The 16077-nt window shown below is 61.1% G+C and carries 11 protein-coding genes; 6 read left to right on the forward strand and 5 right to left on the reverse strand.

Translation table 11 applies throughout. The annotated features are described in order from the left end of the window. Positions 1 to 96 precede the first annotated feature (96 nt). Positions 97 to 1851 (reverse strand): alkaline phosphatase, encoded by a 1755-nt coding sequence (locus RLCC275e_RS21570; protein WP_033182010.1) that lies wholly within the window; start codon positions 1849 to 1851, stop codon positions 97 to 99. 87 nt (positions 1852 to 1938) lie between these two features. Between RLCC275e_RS21570 and RLCC275e_RS34690 the strand changes: the two genes are divergently transcribed. From RLCC275e_RS34690 to RLCC275e_RS21585, 3 genes are all read left to right on the forward strand, one after another. After that, complete coding sequence (locus RLCC275e_RS34690; RefSeq protein ID WP_033182011.1) at positions 1939 to 2151, forward strand: hypothetical protein; 213 nt, start codon at positions 1939 to 1941, stop codon at positions 2149 to 2151. 111 nt (positions 2152 to 2262) lie between these two features. Continuing rightward, positions 2263 to 3297, forward strand: coding sequence for an aspartate-semialdehyde dehydrogenase (locus RLCC275e_RS21580; RefSeq protein WP_012759513.1), 1035 nt, complete (start codon positions 2263 to 2265; stop codon positions 3295 to 3297). A gap of 272 nt (positions 3298 to 3569) precedes the next feature. Next, a complete protein-coding gene (locus tag RLCC275e_RS21585; RefSeq protein WP_033182129.1) occupies positions 3570 to 4391 on the forward strand; it encodes a lytic murein transglycosylase in 822 nt (273 codons plus the stop codon). A 68-nt stretch (positions 4392 to 4459) separates the two neighbouring features. Here RLCC275e_RS21585 and RLCC275e_RS21590 read toward each other — a convergent pair whose 3' ends face one another. The 3 genes from RLCC275e_RS21590 to pdxY form a co-directional block, all read right to left on the reverse strand. Beyond that, entirely contained in the window at positions 4460 to 6079 is a 1620-nt protein-coding gene (locus RLCC275e_RS21590) for a GGDEF domain-containing protein (RefSeq protein ID WP_033182012.1), read from the reverse strand. Between the two features lie 96 nt (positions 6080 to 6175). Continuing rightward, positions 6176 to 6817 carry a carbonic anhydrase gene (locus RLCC275e_RS21595; RefSeq protein WP_033182013.1) on the reverse strand — a complete coding sequence of 214 codons (642 nt, stop codon included), beginning with the start codon at positions 6815 to 6817 and terminating at the stop codon, positions 6176 to 6178. 71 nt (positions 6818 to 6888) lie between these two features. Further along, complete coding sequence (gene pdxY / locus RLCC275e_RS21600; RefSeq protein ID WP_033182014.1) at positions 6889 to 7764, reverse strand: pyridoxal kinase PdxY; 876 nt, start codon at positions 7762 to 7764, stop codon at positions 6889 to 6891. On the opposite strand from pdxY, the gene RLCC275e_RS21605 reads away from it, so the two are divergent. Genes RLCC275e_RS21605 through RLCC275e_RS21615 form a run of 3 tightly spaced genes read left to right on the forward strand, consistent with a single transcriptional unit; the run spans position 7736 to position 14233 of the window. Further along, a complete protein-coding gene (locus RLCC275e_RS21605) occupies positions 7736 to 8029 on the forward strand; it encodes a hypothetical protein (protein ID WP_197725678.1) in 294 nt (97 codons plus the stop codon). The two genes, pdxY and RLCC275e_RS21605, sit on opposite strands and share 29 nt — an antisense overlap. A 12-nt stretch (positions 8030 to 8041) precedes the next feature. Continuing rightward, positions 8042 to 12817, forward strand: a complete 4776-nt coding sequence (locus RLCC275e_RS21610) for an NAD-glutamate dehydrogenase (protein ID WP_033182015.1) — start codon at positions 8042 to 8044, stop codon at positions 12815 to 12817. Positions 12818 to 12844: 27 nt separating this feature from the next. Continuing rightward, positions 12845 to 14233, forward strand: a complete 1389-nt coding sequence (locus tag RLCC275e_RS21615) for an MFS transporter (protein ID WP_050516822.1) — start codon at positions 12845 to 12847, stop codon at positions 14231 to 14233. Between the two features lie 52 nt (positions 14234 to 14285). Here the strand turns inward: RLCC275e_RS21615 and purH are convergent, their stop codons facing one another. Next, positions 14286 to 15902: a bifunctional phosphoribosylaminoimidazolecarboxamide formyltransferase/IMP cyclohydrolase gene (gene purH / locus RLCC275e_RS21620; RefSeq protein ID WP_033182016.1), complete on the reverse strand. Its 1617-nt coding sequence runs from the start codon at positions 15900 to 15902 to the stop codon at positions 14286 to 14288. Between the last annotated feature and the right edge of the window lie 175 nt (positions 15903 to 16077).

Genomic DNA, 16077 nt, shown 5'->3' on the forward strand with positions numbered 1-16077 from the left:
CCAAGAATGAAATCCCGGCCGCTGAACAGCCGGGACCATGATCGGTGAAAGAGGCAAGGCCGGCAAGCGGCCTAGCCGGATCAGATAGGCTTCAGATCAGTTCGTCTGCTTGGCGCCGAGAGCGAAGGTGTCGGCGAGCACGCGATAGACGTCGCTCTGTTCCATGTAACCATGGAAGCCTTCAGCGCCAGGACCTGCCGACTGCAGGACGACGTCGTCGACGGCGTGGACGCCACTATCGCCGGCCTTCGGGATATTGCCCTGAACGAAGACCGCGCCGGGAACATCCTTATACTGCTCGTTGGCGACATATTCCTTCTTTTCGTTCTGGACAGCCGGAACGAACGGGCCATCGAGCTTCGGACGGAAGGTCTCGTAGTGATCGGGGCCATTGTTGGCACTCAGGAACAGGCGGCGGCTGACGTCGACCTTATCGGGATAGCCGTCGCCGTTTTCGTCCTTGTAGTTCGGGAAGCCGGCTTCGGCATAGGTCCCGACCTTTTCGCGCATTTCCGTGCCGGGCTTTTCATCATCGACGGTACCGATGATGGATACGCCATGCGTGTGGTCGCCGGTGACGACGATCAGCGTGTCCGGATGGGCCTTCTGGAATTCGCGGGCAACGCCGATGGCCTGGTCGAATTCGATGGTTTCGTAGACGGCACGATCCCAATCGAGCGGATGAGACATTTTGTCGATCGAGGAGCCTTCGACCATCAGGAAGAAGCCATCAGGATTCTTCGAGAGGCGGTCGAGCGCAACCTTGGTCATGGCGACGAGGCCCGGCTGGTTCGGGAACTTGTCGACGGTGCCCTTCTTCAGGAACTCGCGATCAAGCGTCACGTCCATATTGCCGGTGTGGAAGAGACCGAGGAGATTGCCTTCCGCCGATGCATTGGCTGCGAGCTCGTTCTTGTCGGTCGCAAGCTTGTAACCGGCATCCTGGAACTGCTTGATGTAGTCCTGATTGTCCTTGCGCTTGGAGCCGGCGACTTCCTTGCCGAGGAAATAGGCCGAGCCACCGCCGAGGAGGACTTCCGGCTTGACGTCGAGCAGCATGCCGACAACGTCGGCCTTGTCGTTGCGGTTGCGGGTGTGGGAAACGACCGCGGCCGGCGTAGCATCTTCGACCTCGGCCGTTGCAACGATGCCGATCGACTTCTTGGTCAGGCGGCGAACGGCTTCTGCGAAGGTTTCAACACGCGGATCATCGAGGGAGGCCGGCGTACGGTCCGCATAAACGCCGATCGCGTTGACGGCCGTCTTGTGACCCGTCATGTAGGCCGACATGGTGTTGGCCGAGTCCGTATCGACGGCATTCGTCGCCGACGTGCCGATAAACGCCATACGCTCGAGATCGTCCATATTCAGGCGGCCATTCGCCTTCCCTTCGGTCATGCCCTTGGACATGATGCGGGCAGCGGTGCGATGCGCAACGGAAAGGCCGTCACCCAGCAGGAAGATGATGTTCTTTGCCTTCGGCTGGGCCGCTGTTTCATAAACATTCCAGATGACAGACTTCGTTTCGTCGCCGGCAGCGACTTCGATCTTGTAGTCGCCAGGAGCGGAAATCTTCAGGTCGCGCAGCAGGATAGCGGAGCCGAGAGCCTTGTCGTCCTTGCCCTTTTCCAATTCGACGAACTGCGCTTCTCCTCCGAGGACGGTCTTGTAGTCCTGGCCGTTGACGGTGATCTTCACGTCTTCGGGCTTGACCTGCTTGTTGAGCTCGACCTTGAAATCGAACGGCGAACCGGCAAGGATCGTCGCGCGATCAAGCGGATAGACCGTCGTCGCCTGAGCGGCGCCCGCAAGGATGGTGGTGGCCGCAAAGGCGGCAAGAAGCGTACGCATGGAAAACCCCCGTTTTCGTTGCAGACATTAACAACCGGGCCGGGATACCTCCCGAGGATGACAGCGGCATGACAAAACGTCGCAGCATTGCGGCAGCCGCTTTCGCCTGCGAGCTCCAAGCGCAAAAACCTTGACTCCTGTGGAAAACCTTCTAAGAGCAACATCGGAAAAGGAATATCCATGGTTCGCGACGAACACGCCATTGCCGAATGCAATGACCGGGCACGGGTTGCCGGGGTGGACATTGCCGTTCCGGTTTCTGCCAAAACCAAGGCCAAAACGACGACGAAAACCGTCTGACGTCTCTGGCCTGCCGCTCTCTCCCCGGCTCGGCTGGGGACAGGAAGACGCGATTAATCGCGCCTTTCCCCTCACCGGACAAGAGGAGAGAAGAGAAAGAGAGCTTGAGAAATGGGTTTCAAAGTAGCAGTTGCGGGAGCGACCGGTAATGTCGGCCGGGAGATGCTCAACATCCTCTCTGAGCGAGGCTTCCCCGCCGATGAGGTCGTGGCACTCGCCTCCTCGCGTTCGCAGGGCACCGAAGTTTCCTACGGTGACCGGACGCTGAAGGTCTCCAATCTGGAGAATTACGATTTCTCCGATACCGACATCTGCCTGATGTCGGCCGGCGGCGAGGTCTCCAAGAAGTTCTCGCCGAAGATCGGCCAGCAGGGCTGCATCGTCATCGACAATTCCTCGGCTTGGCGCTATGACGCCGACGTGCCGCTGATCGTGCCGGAAGTGAACCCGGATGCGATCAGTCAGTTCACCAAGCGCAACATCATCGCCAATCCGAATTGCTCGACCGCCCAGTTGGTGGTGGCGCTGAAGCCGTTGCACGACTTCGCCAAGATCAAGCGTGTCGTCATCTCGACCTACCAGTCGGTTTCCGGCGCCGGCAAGGACGGCATGGACGAGCTCTTCAACCAGACGCGCGCCGTCTTCGTCGCCGATCCGATCGAGAACAAGAAGTTCACCAAGCGTATCGCCTTCAACGTCATCCCGCACATCGACGTCTTCATGGAGGACGGCTACACCAAGGAAGAGTGGAAGGTGCTGGCCGAGACGAAGAAGATGCTCGACCCGAAGATCAAGGTGACCTGCACGGCGGTGCGCGTGCCGGTTTTCATCGGTCATTCGGAATCGGTCAACATCGAATTCGAAAACGAGATCACTGCCGACCAGGCCCGCGACATCCTGCGCGATGCACCAGGCTGCCTCGTCATAGACAAGCGCGAGGACGGCGGCTACATCACGCCATATGAATCCGCGGGCGAGGATGCGACTTACATCTCGCGCATTCGCGAGGATGCAACTGTCGAAAACGGCCTCAACATCTGGGTGGTCTCCGACAACCTGCGCAAGGGTGCTGCCTTGAACGCCATCCAGATCGCCGAGCTGCTCGTCAATCGCGGCCTTGTCAAGCCGCGCAAGCAGGCCGCCTGATACCATTTGTAAACCATAATATGCTAAAGCCCTGCTGATGAAGGCAGGGCTTTTTGCCGAGCCGTGGGCGCCCTCTATCCATAAGCGCTTACTAAAAGGTGATCGTGACAAAATCGCCTTCGGCTGGCATTCTGCCCGGCGTCAGCCAAGCTATGCCGCCCGAGACCGTGTAGCGGTTTGGGGCAAGGACATGAACAGAACGAAGATTTAAGGCGCGTCTCATGGTCCCGATCGGCCGCGGCGCGCTTCAGCAGACCGGAGCGGGGTTCCTCATGCGCATGACAACATTCCTTCTGGCGGCGTTTACGGCAGCCGGCGTTCTCCACGCGCTGCCGGCAGCGGCCCAGGGCGCCCAATGCGGCAATAATAGCAGCGGTTTCACTGCCTGGGTCGCCGACTTCAAGCAGGAAGCAGCGGCAAACGGCGTCAGCCGCTCGGTCCTCGACCGCGCCTTCGCCAACGTCAATTACAACAAGCCGACGATCGCCGCCGACCGCGGCCAGAAAAGCTTCAAGCTCTCCTTCGACGCTTTCATGCAGAAACGCGGCGGTGCCACGGTCATCTCCCGCGGCCGCAGCATGAAGGCCGCCAACCAGGCGCTTTTTGCCTCGATCGAGCGCCGTTACGGCGTTCCGGCCGGCCCGCTGATTGCGATCTGGGGCATGGAGACCGGTTTTGGCAGCTATATGGGCAACCAGCATACGCTGTCGGCTGTTTCGACCCTTGCCTATGACTGCCGTCGCTCGGACTATTTCACCGACCAGCTCTATGCAGCACTCCAGCTCGTCTCCGAGGGTTATCTGAGCCCGCAGGCCAAGGGCGCTGCCCATGGTGAAATCGGCCAGACGCAGTTTCTGCCGCGCAATGTCGTGCGCTTCGGCGCCGACGGCGACGGCGACGGCCGCGTCGACATGGTCGGTTCCCGCGCCGATGCACTGGCCTCGACGGCGAATTTCCTCAAGGGCCATGGCTGGCGCGCCGGCTCCGGCTATCAGCCGGGAGAGCCGAATTTCGTCGCCATCCAGGGCTGGAACGCCGCCAGCGTCTACCAGCAGGCGATCGCCTATATCGGCCAGCAGATCGACGGCAAATAGGCCTTTACGGCGGATAAGCCTTCATCGACACCAATACCCGAAAACGCCGCTGCGATATGCGGCGTTTTTCACATGCGGGAATCAAAGCCGCCGCCGGACGCCGCCTTGCGTCGCTCCTCCTGCACCGGGGCCGGCAGGGTCGGTCCCGAGAAGACGCAGTTGCGGCCGGAGGCCTTGGCTGCGTAAAGCGCCAGATCGGCGCGTTTGACCAGATCCTCGAAGTTCCGGTTGGTGGCTTCATTTGCCCGTCCGGCGCATCCGAAACTCGCAGTCACCTTGAGAACATCGCCGCTCGTCAGGGGGATTTCCGCCCCCTCGATTGCCAGCCGCACGCGCTCGGCAACGATTGCGGCATCATCAGGCGTCGAATCCGGTAGAAGCGCCAGGAACTCCTCGCCACCATGGCGCACCAGCAGATCGAAGGAACGAAAATTCTGGCGCGCAACGCCCGCGACATGCCGGAGCACGGCATCGCCGGCGTCATGCCCGTGAATGTCGTTGATCTTCTTGAAATGATCGAGGTCGAAGAGCACGACGGAAATCCAGCGTGATCCATGCTCGGCCTGAGTGAGAAGCGCGGATGCGGCGACCTCAAAGCCGCGCCTGTTGTAAAGACCGGTCAGAAGATCGGTCTGCGCGGCGCTGCGCAACTCGCCGACCAGCGTCTCCCGATCCTGGGTCAGCCGGTCGATCAGGCGCAGGCCCTTTGCCGCCAGCACCAGCACCAATGTGGCGAGTATCAGCAGGCCGGCACACAGCGCCAGGATCCGCGTCAGGTGTATGTGCGAGCGCGTCGACAGGTTTTCGCCGGTCGCGTGAATATCCTGTGCGGCCTCGATCATCTTCTGCTGCAGGAAGCCCATGCGCTCGCTCTGCGCGGCCGCCCAGACGTCATGCACGGCCCGTGTCGGCCGCGATCCGGCGAGAATGGCATCGGTGATCGCATTCGCCTTCACCTGGCTGCTGCGGCCGAGATAAGCGACGATGTTGCGCACGATCGGCGCGGAGGAATGGAAAACCATGTGATCCATGCCCTCGCCGAGCATGACCTTGCCCTGCACGAAGAGCTCCACCGGCAATCTGGCGGAAACCCCTTGGTTGAGATAACGGGTGCCGATCCCGGTGATCAGCCTTTCGCCGTAATAGGTCAGCAGGATGCCCATCAGCTGGTTGGATTTCTCAAGCAGCACCGGATCGCTGATCAGCGGTGAAAGCGCATCGACGACGGCAAGCTGCTTGAGAGCCGCATACCAGTAGATGGAACCAGGATCGCTGCCGGCATAGCGGCCCTGGTCGACGGCGCTGCGCGCAGCGACGATGCGGCTGTAGGCAAGGCTGAGAATCGATAATTCGCCGACGAGCCCTTCGTCGAGCGCATCGCGGGAGGGCAGGCTGGCATAAAAAGCGCGGCGTTCGCGATCGAGCGTCACCCGGCTTTGCTGCATGTCGACGGCATTCCTGTCGCTGGGATCTGCGAGGTAGCGGCGGGTGGCGTCAATTTCAGTCAGAATCTCCGTAGCGGCGATCGACCCGCCACGGGCAAGCACATCGGCGAATTGCCGGTCCTTTTCGAGGTTCCAGTATTGATTGACCGAAGAACGTATGACGACGACGCCTTCAATGAGCATGAAGACGAAGGGCAGCATGATAGCGGCCAGGATAACCTTTTTAATGGTTTCGAACTTCATCGCCAATCGCCACGGTGATCAAAACGTCGGTCGTGCGCGACCAATTGGCGGCGAGCTTAACAACAATCCTTAAAAAACTGATAAACCGGCATGTCCCTAGATTTCGGGACGAATGAAGTCGCGTGTCTCGGCGTCCATGACCCAGAGTTCACCGGTCGAAATGTCGAACCAGGCGCCGTGGAGATGCAGGTTTCCCGCTTCCTCGAGCGCCTTGATGTCGGGAAAGCTTCTGAGATTGTTGATCGAATTGCGGATGGAGACACGCTCCAGCGCCGTCTGCCGCTCGGCGGCCGTCATCACGTCGTTGCTCTGGATCTGCTCGGCGGCGGGTTTGACCAGCGACATCCAGCGGCCGATGAAATCGCCGGGCGACAATGGCTCGGCATTCGGATCGAGTGCTGAACGGATGCCACCGCAGCGGCCGTGACCCATCACGACGATATCCGAGACCTTCAGAACCTGTACGGCAAATTCGAGTGCGGCCGACGTCGAATGAAAATGGCCATCCGGCTCGTAGGGCGGGACCATGTTGGCAACGTTGCGAATGACGAAGAGCTCGCCCGGGCCAGCATCGAAGATCAGCTCCGGGGCCGCGCGAGAATCCGAACAGGCAATGACAAGCGTATGGGGACTTTGGCCGTTTTCGGCAAGCTGCCGATACCTGTCGCGGGCGTCGGCATAACGCCCGTTCATAAAGTTGCGATAGCCGTCCAGAAGGGGGTTTGGAAAACGCTGCATGCTTCTGGATTAGCGCGCGCGGACGACAAGATCAACTGCTGCACCGCAAAATGAACATATTTGCAGATGCGTCATTTTTTCCGCCGCTGCGCCGGGTGCACGAGTCGGCGCATCTGCACCATGGCCATCGGCGTCGAAAGACTGGAAGCATCGCTGGCCAGCATCAACTCGTTGCTGCCGCGCTTGACGGCACGCGCAAGCACCTCGAAGACGCTGGCGGTGGCAAGCTGCAGCGCCTTTTCGTCCTCGATCCCGGAAAGCAGGCGCGACAGGAAGACAGCGGCGATGAGGTCGCCGAGACCATTCGGCGGGTTTTCGACGACGCGATGCTCGGCAAGAAGGGCGTGACGGCCGGAAAGATAGAGATTGCCGGTACCGCCCGCCATCATCGGCACCGCCGAAGTGACGAGCATGCGCGATGGTCCGAGCGCGAGCGCCGCCTCCATGATCGCGCTGTTGTCTTCGAGGGCTGCCCCCGAAAGCCATGCGAGTTCGTAGCGGTTCGGCGTCGCGAGCGAGGCAAGCGGAATGAGATGATCGCGAATGGCCTCTGCGGTCGCTTCCGGCACGTAAAGGCCGCCGAGATCGCCCATGACGGGATCGCAGACATAGAGCAGATCGGGATTGTTTTGCCTGAGCGCACCTATCAGCCGGGCGACGGAGCGAGCCTGGGCGGCATTGCCGAAATAGCCCGAAAGCACCGCCTTGACTTCGCCGATCCAAGGCGCGCGGATCAGATCGTCGATCGCCGCATCGAAATCCGTTTCCGCAAAAGTCAGCCGCGTCGAGCGGCCGTGGCCGGGATGCCAGGGCAGCACGATGGTCGGCAGGGCCCAGACCGGATGACCGAGCGTCTCCAATGCAAAGACGGCGGCCCGGTTTCCGACCGAACCACGCACCACATGGCTGGAAATGACGATGACTGCGCCCGCTGCATTTTCCGACATGATATCCAAGATCCAAATGATGACCGCGTTTGATGATCTTTTTGACGCCACGCTGTCAACCATTCTTCATGCGGGCGTGGAAATGTGCGGCGGAACAAAAAAACCGGAAGACGGGGCTTTCGCTTTCGTTTGGCGAAGAAAGCGGAAAATCTCTTACAATTTCTCGTTTCCAGCGCCAAAAAGCGTCAAAACAATCCTTCGGACCGCTCTTTTAGAGATTTTTTCGAAGAATCTTCTGCTAGCTTGCGGAAAATCAGACCATTGAGGGAGGCGATCCATGGCTGCCAGAAACAATCCGAAACGGGAAAAGCAGATCGAGAGCGCGCGCAAGATCGCCAAGGCGACAGGCGAGGCGCATCTCGATCCGGAAATTCTCTTCGGCCGGGCAAGCAATGACGATCTCGAACTCTATACACCGGAAATGCTGGCACTCTCTGCCGTGCGTTCGGCAAAGGAACTCGACGCCTGGAACGGCAAGGCGCCTCGCGTCAGCATCGACACCATTGCCGATGTGACGCCCGGTGGCATCGCCGTCTCGGTGCTGTCAGTCACCGACCAGAACATGCCTTTTCTGTTTGAATCGGTCATGGGCGAAGTGACGAGCACCTATCGCGACCTGTTCATGGCCGTGCATCCCATCCTGATCGTGGAAAAGGGCAAGGCGCCGGTGATTTATTCCGCCGATCACCCGAGCGACGCGGCCAACCGCGTCAGCCATATCCAGCTTCATATTGCGCCCCTCAACTCCAACCAAGCCGCCGATCTCGCCAAACGCATCGAAAAAGTCCTCGAACAGGTCCGCCTGTCGGTTTCCGACTGGAAGCCGATGCTCTCCAAGATCGACGGAGTGATCGCCGAGCTTGCGGCCAATAGCGCCAGCCGGAAGAAGGCCGATCGCGACGAAGCCGTCGCTTTCCTGACCTGGCTGCGCGATGAGAATTTCACGTTCCTCGGCATGCGGGAATATGTCTATTCAGGCAAGGGGATCGATGCCAAGGTCGAACGCGACAAGGGTGCTGGCCTCGGCATCCTCTCCAATCCCGATGTTCTGGTGCTGCGCACCGGCAAGGACGCCGTCACGACAACGCCTGAGATCCTTGCCTTCCTCGACGGCCCCGACTTCCTGATCGTCACCAAGGCGAATGTGAAATCGATCGTCCATCGCCGCGCCTATATGGATTATGTCGGCGTCAAGCGCTTCGACGCTGAGGGCAACGTCACCGGCGAACTGCGCATCGTCGGCCTTTTCACCTCGACGGCCTACACCTCGCTCGCCTCCGAAATCCCGCTGCTGCGTTCCAAGATCGAGAAAGTGAAGGAACATTTCGGCTTCGACCCGATGAGCCATTCCGGCCGCATGCTCGACAACACGCTGGAATCCTATCCGCGCGACGACCTTTTCCAGATCGACACGACGCTGCTTGCAAGTTTTGCCGAACAGATCAACGACCTGGCCGATCGGCCGCGCGTGCGCGTCCTGCCGCGCATCGACCATTTCGACCGCTTCGTCTCGGTGATCGTCTACGTGCCGCGCGAGGAATATGACTCGATCGTACGCGAACGGATCGGCACCTATCTGAAGACTGTCTATGACGGCCGTGTCTCTGCCTATTACCCGGCTTTCCCGGAAGGCGGCGTGGCGCGCGTGCATTTCATCATCGGCCGCTCGGGCGGCAAGACGCCACGCATTCCGCAGGCAAAGCTCGAGCAGGTGATCCGCGAAATCACCGCCCGCTGGGACGACCGTTTCGAGGCGCTGGCAGGCGCCAAGGCGCCGAAGATATCCGTCGACCAAGCCTTCCAGGATTCCTTCACTCCGGAGGAAACCGTGGCTGACCTCGCCGATATCGGCGCCTGCGCCGCCGGCGAGCCGCTTCGTATTCAGTTCTACCATCGTCGGGAAGAATACGGCCGCACCCTTTCCTTGAAGATCTTCCACGCCGGCGGCCAGCTGGCGCTGTCGCGCCGCGTGCCGCTTCTCGAGAATCTCGGCTTCAATGTCGTCAGTGAACGCACTTTCGACATCGGGGTGCCTGCCGCCGATGGAGAAAAGAAACTCGTCGTGCTGCACGATATGGAGCTCGAGGCCCGCAATGGCGGCGAGATCGATCTGCAGCGTTACGGCGCCGCCCTCGAGGAAGGCTTCGTTGCCGCCTTCGCCGGCACGATCGACAATGACAGCTTCAACCGGCTGATCCTTTCGGCCGGGCTCTCGGCGCGCGAGACGAACGTCCTGCGCGCCTACGCGCGTTATCTCCGCCAGGCCGGCATCGCCTATTCGCAGGATTATATCGCCACGACGCTCGACAAATATCCCGGTGTCGCCGCCGCTATCTTTCGTCTCTTCCATGACACGCTCGACACCAGGCTTTCGGAGAAGATCCGCGTCAAGAAGCTTGCCGAACTGCACCAGGCGATCGAGGCCGAGCTTGCCAACGTGCCGAGCCTCGACGACGACCGTATCCTGCGCCGCTACGTCAACATCGTCGATGCGACGCTGCGCACCAATTATTTCCAGAAGAACCCGGATGGTTTGCCGAAAGCGATGCTGGCCTTCAAGCTTGATCCGCATCTGGTCGACGGGCTGCCGCAGCCGAAACCCTTCCGCGAGATGTTCGTCTACGGCGTCGAGGTGGAAGGCGTGCATCTGCGCTTCGGCAAGGTGGCGCGCGGTGGCCTGCGCTGGTCGGATCGCGCCGAGGATTACCGCACTGAGGTGCTCGGCCTCGTCAAGGCGCAGCAGGTCAAGAACGCAGTCATCGTGCCGGTCGGCGCCAAGGGTGGCTTCTATCCGAAGAAGCTCCCTGTCGGCGGCAGCCGCGACGAGATCTTCAATGCCGGTCGCGAAGCCTACAAGACCTATATCCGCACGCTGCTTTCCATCACCGACAATATAGTAGGCGCCGATATCGTCCCGCCAAAGGATACCGTCAGGCTCGACAGTGACGATCCCTATTTCGTTGTCGCCGCCGACAAGGGCACCGCGACCTTCTCCGATACCGCCAATGCACTGGCGCAGGAAGCTGGCTTCTGGCTGGACGACGCCTTTGCCTCCGGCGGCTCGGCCGGTTACGACCACAAGAAGATGGGCATCACTGCCCGCGGCGCCTGGGAAACCGTGAAACGCCATTTCCGGGAAATGGACATCGACATCCAGACGACGCCTTTCACCGTCGCCGGCGTCGGCGACATGTCGGGCGACGTCTTCGGCAACGGCATGCTGCTCTCTCCGAAGATCCGACTCATTGCCGCCTTCGATCACCGCGACATCGTCATCGATCCCGACCCCGATATGGAAAAGACGCTGGCTGAGCGCCAGCGGCTCTTCGACCTGCCGCGTTCAAGCTGGCAGGATTTCGACAAGAGCTTACTGTCGAAGGGTGCAATGATCATTTCGCGCGCAGCGAAATCGGTCACGCTGACGCCGGAAGCGGTTGCCGCGATCGGCATCGACAAGGCCGTGGCCACGCCCCTCGAGATCATGACGGCGATCCTGAAAAGCCCGGTCGACCTGCTCTGGTTCGGCGGCATCGGCACCTATGTGAAAGCGCCGTCCGAAACCGATGCCGAAGTCGGCGACCGCGCCAACGACCCGATTCGCGTCGCGGCGACAGAGGTGCGCGCCAAGGTGATCGGCGAGGGCGCAAACCTCGGCGTCACCCAGAAGGGCCGCATCGCCTATGGTCTCAAGGGCGGGCACTGCAATTCCGACGCCATCGACAACTCGGCCGGCGTCAACACCTCGGACGTCGAGGTCAATATCAAGATCGCGTTGGCAGCCGCCATGCATGACGGACGCCTGACGCGTGCGAAGCGCGACCAGCTTCTTTCTTCGATGACCGGCGAAGTGGCGACCTTGGTGCTGCGCAACAACTACCTGCAGTCGCTGGCGATCTCACTGACAGAACGCAAGGGCACGGCAAACGGTCTGCAGCTTGGCCGCTTCATGACTGTGCTTGAGGGCGCCGGCCAGCTGAACCGCAAGGTCGAGACACTGCCGGACGACCAGACCCTGGCCGAACGCTATACAGCCGGCAAGCCGCTGACGCGGCCGGAAATCGGCGTGCTGTTATCCTATGCCAAGATCGTACTCTTCGACGCGCTGGCCGCAAGCGATCTGCCGGACGATCCCTATTTCATCGCGACGCTTTTGAATTATTTCCCTGTGAAGATGCAGAAGTCGAACGCCGGCGATATCACCAGTCACCGCCTGAAGCGCGAAATCGTCGCGACCGTGCTTGCCAACGAAGCGATCAACCGTGGCGGACCAAGCTTCACCGTCGCCATGATGGACGCGACGGCAGCTTCGGCACCGGAGGTGGTGCGCGCCGCAATCGTTGCGCGCGACGGTTTCGACCTGACCCGCCTCTGGGCCGAGACGGACGCCCTGGACGGCAGGATATCAGGCGAGATGCAGAACCGCATCTACGAGGAGATCGGCCACAGCTTTGTCGTGCTGACGCGCCTGCTGCTGAAGACGGGCATGACCAAGGCCGATATGGCGGAAGTGATTAGCCGGCTGCAGGCGGCCCTGAAGAAGCTGAAAACCGCCTTCGCCGGACAGGTGGCCGGCGAGGTCGCCGTGCGCCAGGCGGAGTACAGCCAGGCGGGCCTGCCCGAAAAACTTGCGGCCGAGATTGCCAGCCTCCCGATCTTCGCACTGGTGCCGGAGATCATGCAGATCGCTGAACGCACCGGCGAACCGCTGGTGCGCGCCGCCGAGAACTACATCGCTGTGTCGCAGACCTTCCGTATCGGCAGGCTGCTGGCGGCGGGCGGGCGGATCCTCACCTCAGACCATTACGAGAATCTGGCGCTTGCCCGCAGCATCGACCAAATCGCCAGCGCAAGGCGCGACATCGTCATCTCGGCCCTTTCCGATCACGGCAAGGAAAAGCTTCCCGTTCAAGCCTGGCATGCGCAGGATCGCATCCGCATCAACCGCATCCTCGAGGAGCTTTCAAGCCTCAGCGACGGCGGCGATCCCAATCTCGCGCGTATTACCGTTGCTGCAGGTATCCTGACCGATCTTGCGCGCGACCGGGCGAGGTGAGACAGTCCGCGTCAAAACAAGGAGCGGATGTTGAATCGCATTGACTGGACAGGAACGCAACCGCCGAAGGCCACGGAGAAGGGCATCTGGGGGTGGATGTTCTTCGACTGGGCAGCACAGCCCTTCTTTACCGTGGTCACAACCTTTATCTTCGGCCCCTATTTCGTTTCCCGCCTGACCGATGACCCGGTTTCCGCGCAGACGACGTGGAGCAACATGGCGACGATCTCCTCTGTGATCATCGCCCTGCTCTCACCCGTTCTCGGTTCGATCGCCGACCAGTCCGGCGCACGCAAACCCTGGATCGGCTTCTTCGCGATCATCAAGATCGCCAGCCTCTCCTGCCTGTGGTTTGCCGCACCCGGTTCGCCTATTGTCTATCCCGTCATTTTCATGATCCTCGCCTCGATCTCGGCCGAGTTTTCGATCGTCTTCAATGATTCGATGATGCCGCGCCTGGTCGGCAAGCACGAAGTCGGCAAGCTTTCCAACACCGCCTGGGGGCTCGGTTACCTCGGCGGCATCATTGTGCTCATTGCCGTCGTGACGCTCTTGGCGGCGAGCCCCGAGACCGGCAAGACCATCCTCGGTCTCGATCCGCTATTCGGCCTCGATCCTCGGACCGGTCAGGATGCACGCATCACCGGGCCGATCTCGGCCGTCTGGTATCTGATCTTCATCCTGCCGATGTTCTTCTTCACGCCGGATGTCGGCAGGGGGCTTCCCTTCGGCACTGCCGTCCGCTCCGGCTTGCGTGAACTCAGAAACACGCTTGACGAACTCACGGAACGCCGCGGCATCCTGACATTCCTCATCGCCCGCATGATTTATCAGGACGGCGTCAACGGCCTGCTGATCCTTGGCGGTATCTTCGCGGCCGGCATGTTCGGCTGGGCGACGATCGAGATCGGCATCTACGGCATCATCCTGAATGTTGTCGCGATATTCGGCTGCCTGATCGCCGGCCGCGTCGACAAGAGCGTCGGTTCGAAGGTGACCGTCGTCATCAGCCTCACGATGCTGCTTCTCGCCACCATCGGCATCATCTCGACAGGACCTGGTTACACCCTGTTCGGACTGATGCCGCTGCCGACGGCCGATTCCGGCGGCCTTTTCGGTACTGCGGCGGAAAGGGCCTACATCCTCTACGGCCTGCTGATCGGGCTCGCCTTCGGGCCGGTGCAGGCCTCGTCGCGCTCCTATCTCGCCCGCAGCGTCAGCCCGGAGGAAGCCGGCCGCTACTTCGGCATCTACGCGCTTTCGGGCCGCGCCACCAGTTTCATGGCGACGCTGCTCTTCTCTCTGGTGACCTATATGAGCGGATCACCGCGGCTCGGGATGGCAACGCTGATCCTGTTTCTTGCCGGCGGACTGGTGCTCTTGTTCCGTACACCCTATCCAGCCGACCGGGCATAGGAACGAGCCCGATCAAGCCGGAGATGAGCGCGTGACCGCGCCCAATCCTCATTCAGTGCCGGAAATGGCGCATGCCGGTAAAGACCATTGCGACGCCGTGTTCGTTGGCGGCATCGATGACTTCCTGGTCGCGCATCGAGCCGCCCGGCTGGATAACTGCCGTCGCCCCTGCGGCGATCATCGACAGAAGACCGTCGGCAAAAGGCAGGAAGGCTTCGGAGGCGACCGCCGAGCCATGCGTCATCGGCACTGCGAGGCCGAGCGCCTTGGCAGCCTCTTCGGCCTTCAGCGCGGCAATGCGGGCGGAATCGACCCGGCTCATCTGGCCGGCGCCGATGCCAGCGGTCTGGCCGTCCTTGGCATAGACCACGGCATTCGATTTCACATGTTTGCCGACCTTGAAGGCGAACTTCATGTCATCAAGTTCCTGCGCCGTCGGCGCACGCCTGGTGACGACCTTGAGTTCCAGATCCTCGACCATGCCGTTGTCGCGGCTCTGGACGAGCAGGCCCCCGGAAACGGTCTTTGCCGTCAGGCCCGCGGCACGCGGATCGGGCAGGCCACCTGCAGACAACAGTCGCAGGTTCGGTTTGCGGGCGACGATCGCCTTTGCCTCCTCCGTGACATCCGGCGCGATGATCACTTCGGTGAAGAGCTTGACGATCTCTTCGGCCGTTTCGGCATCCAGCGTCTGGTTGAGCGCGATGATACCGCCGAAGGCGGAAACGGAATCGCAGGCGAGCGCCCGCCGATAGGCCTCGACCAGGCTCGATCCGGTGGCGACGCCGCAGGGATTGGCATGCTTGATGATCGCGCAGGCCGGCGCCTTCTCAGGCAGGAACTCGGCGACCAGCTCGTAGGCCGCATCCGTATCGTTGATATTGTTGTAGGAGAGCTGCTTGCCCTGGAGAAGAGCGGCCGTCGAAACACCCGGACGCTTCTCGCCGGTCACGTAGAAGGCAGCCTTCTGGTGCGGGTTTTCGCCGTAGCGCATCTCTTCCTTCAGCGCGCCGCCGATGACCCGGTGGCGCGGCGTGTTGATCGACAGCGCCTCGGCGAACCAGTTGGAGATCATTGCATCATAGGCGGCCGTGCGGGCATAGGCCTTGGCGGCCATACGCTGGCGGAAGGCATAGGCGGTCTTGCCGTCATCTGCGGAAAGCTGCTCCAGCAGCTCGGCATAATCAGCCGGATCGGTCATGGTCGTCACATAGGCATGGTTCTTGGCCGATGCGCGGATCATCGCCGGACCGCCGATGTCGATATTCTCGACCGTCGTCGGATAGTCGCCGCCGGCGGCGCGCACCTCCTCGAAGGGGTAAAGGTTGATGACGGCGAGGTCGATGCCCTCGATGCCATGCGTTTTCATCGCTTCCTGGTGTTCGCTGTCGTCACGGATCGCCAGCAGGCCGCCATGCACCGTCGGATGCAGCGTCTTCACACGCCCATCCATGATCTCCGGAAAACCGGTGATTTCGGAGACATCGGTGACGGCAAGACCGGCAGCAGTGATCGCTTTATAGGTGCCGCCGGTCGAAAGCAGGCGCACACCTCTGGCAGACAAGGCGTGGGCGAGGTCGACGATCCCGGTCTTGTCGAAGACGGAGATGAGCGCGGTCTTGATTTCGACCTTGTCGGGGGCGGGGATCTTCTTGGAAATGACGGCCATGAAACCTTCTCCGTTCGGGCTTCGGGAGGACATCCGCAAGGGATGCTCGCATGCTGGCGTCGCGTTAGCACAGGTTTGCCGCCGCGCAAACAGGCCTCAGAGCAGATGTCGAAAGCACGCGCCATTTTTGGTCGGCATCGTACTCTACTCACTTGATGTGGATGCGATCCCATTC

The sequence above is a fragment of the Rhizobium brockwellii genome (genome assembly GCF_000769405.2).
Taxonomy (GTDB): Bacteria; Pseudomonadota; Alphaproteobacteria; order Rhizobiales; family Rhizobiaceae; genus Rhizobium; species Rhizobium brockwellii.

Coding starts and splice junctions, on each gene's coding strand:
- RLCC275e_RS21595 (WP_033182013.1), bottom strand. CDS start 6,817: ATGCAGCGTTTTCCAAACCCCCTTCTGGACGGCTATCGCAACTTTATG.
- pdxY (WP_033182014.1), bottom strand. CDS start 7,764: ATGTCGGAAAATGCAGCGGGCGCAGTCATCGTCATTTCCAGCCATGTG.
- RLCC275e_RS21580 (WP_012759513.1), top strand. CDS start 2,263: ATGGGTTTCAAAGTAGCAGTTGCGGGAGCGACCGGTAATGTCGGCCGG.
- RLCC275e_RS21610 (WP_033182015.1), top strand. CDS start 8,042: ATGGCTGCCAGAAACAATCCGAAACGGGAAAAGCAGATCGAGAGCGCG.
- RLCC275e_RS21570 (WP_033182010.1), bottom strand. CDS start 1,851: ATGCGTACGCTTCTTGCCGCCTTTGCGGCCACCACCATCCTTGCGGGC.
- RLCC275e_RS21585 (WP_033182129.1), top strand. CDS start 3,570: ATGCGCATGACAACATTCCTTCTGGCGGCGTTTACGGCAGCCGGCGTT.
- RLCC275e_RS21590 (WP_033182012.1), bottom strand. CDS start 6,079: ATGAAGTTCGAAACCATTAAAAAGGTTATCCTGGCCGCTATCATGCTG.
- RLCC275e_RS21615 (WP_050516822.1), top strand. CDS start 12,845: ATGTTGAATCGCATTGACTGGACAGGAACGCAACCGCCGAAGGCCACG.
- RLCC275e_RS21605 (WP_197725678.1), top strand. CDS start 7,736: ATGACTGCGCCCGCTGCATTTTCCGACATGATATCCAAGATCCAAATG.
- purH (WP_033182016.1), bottom strand. CDS start 15,902: ATGGCCGTCATTTCCAAGAAGATCCCCGCCCCCGACAAGGTCGAAATC.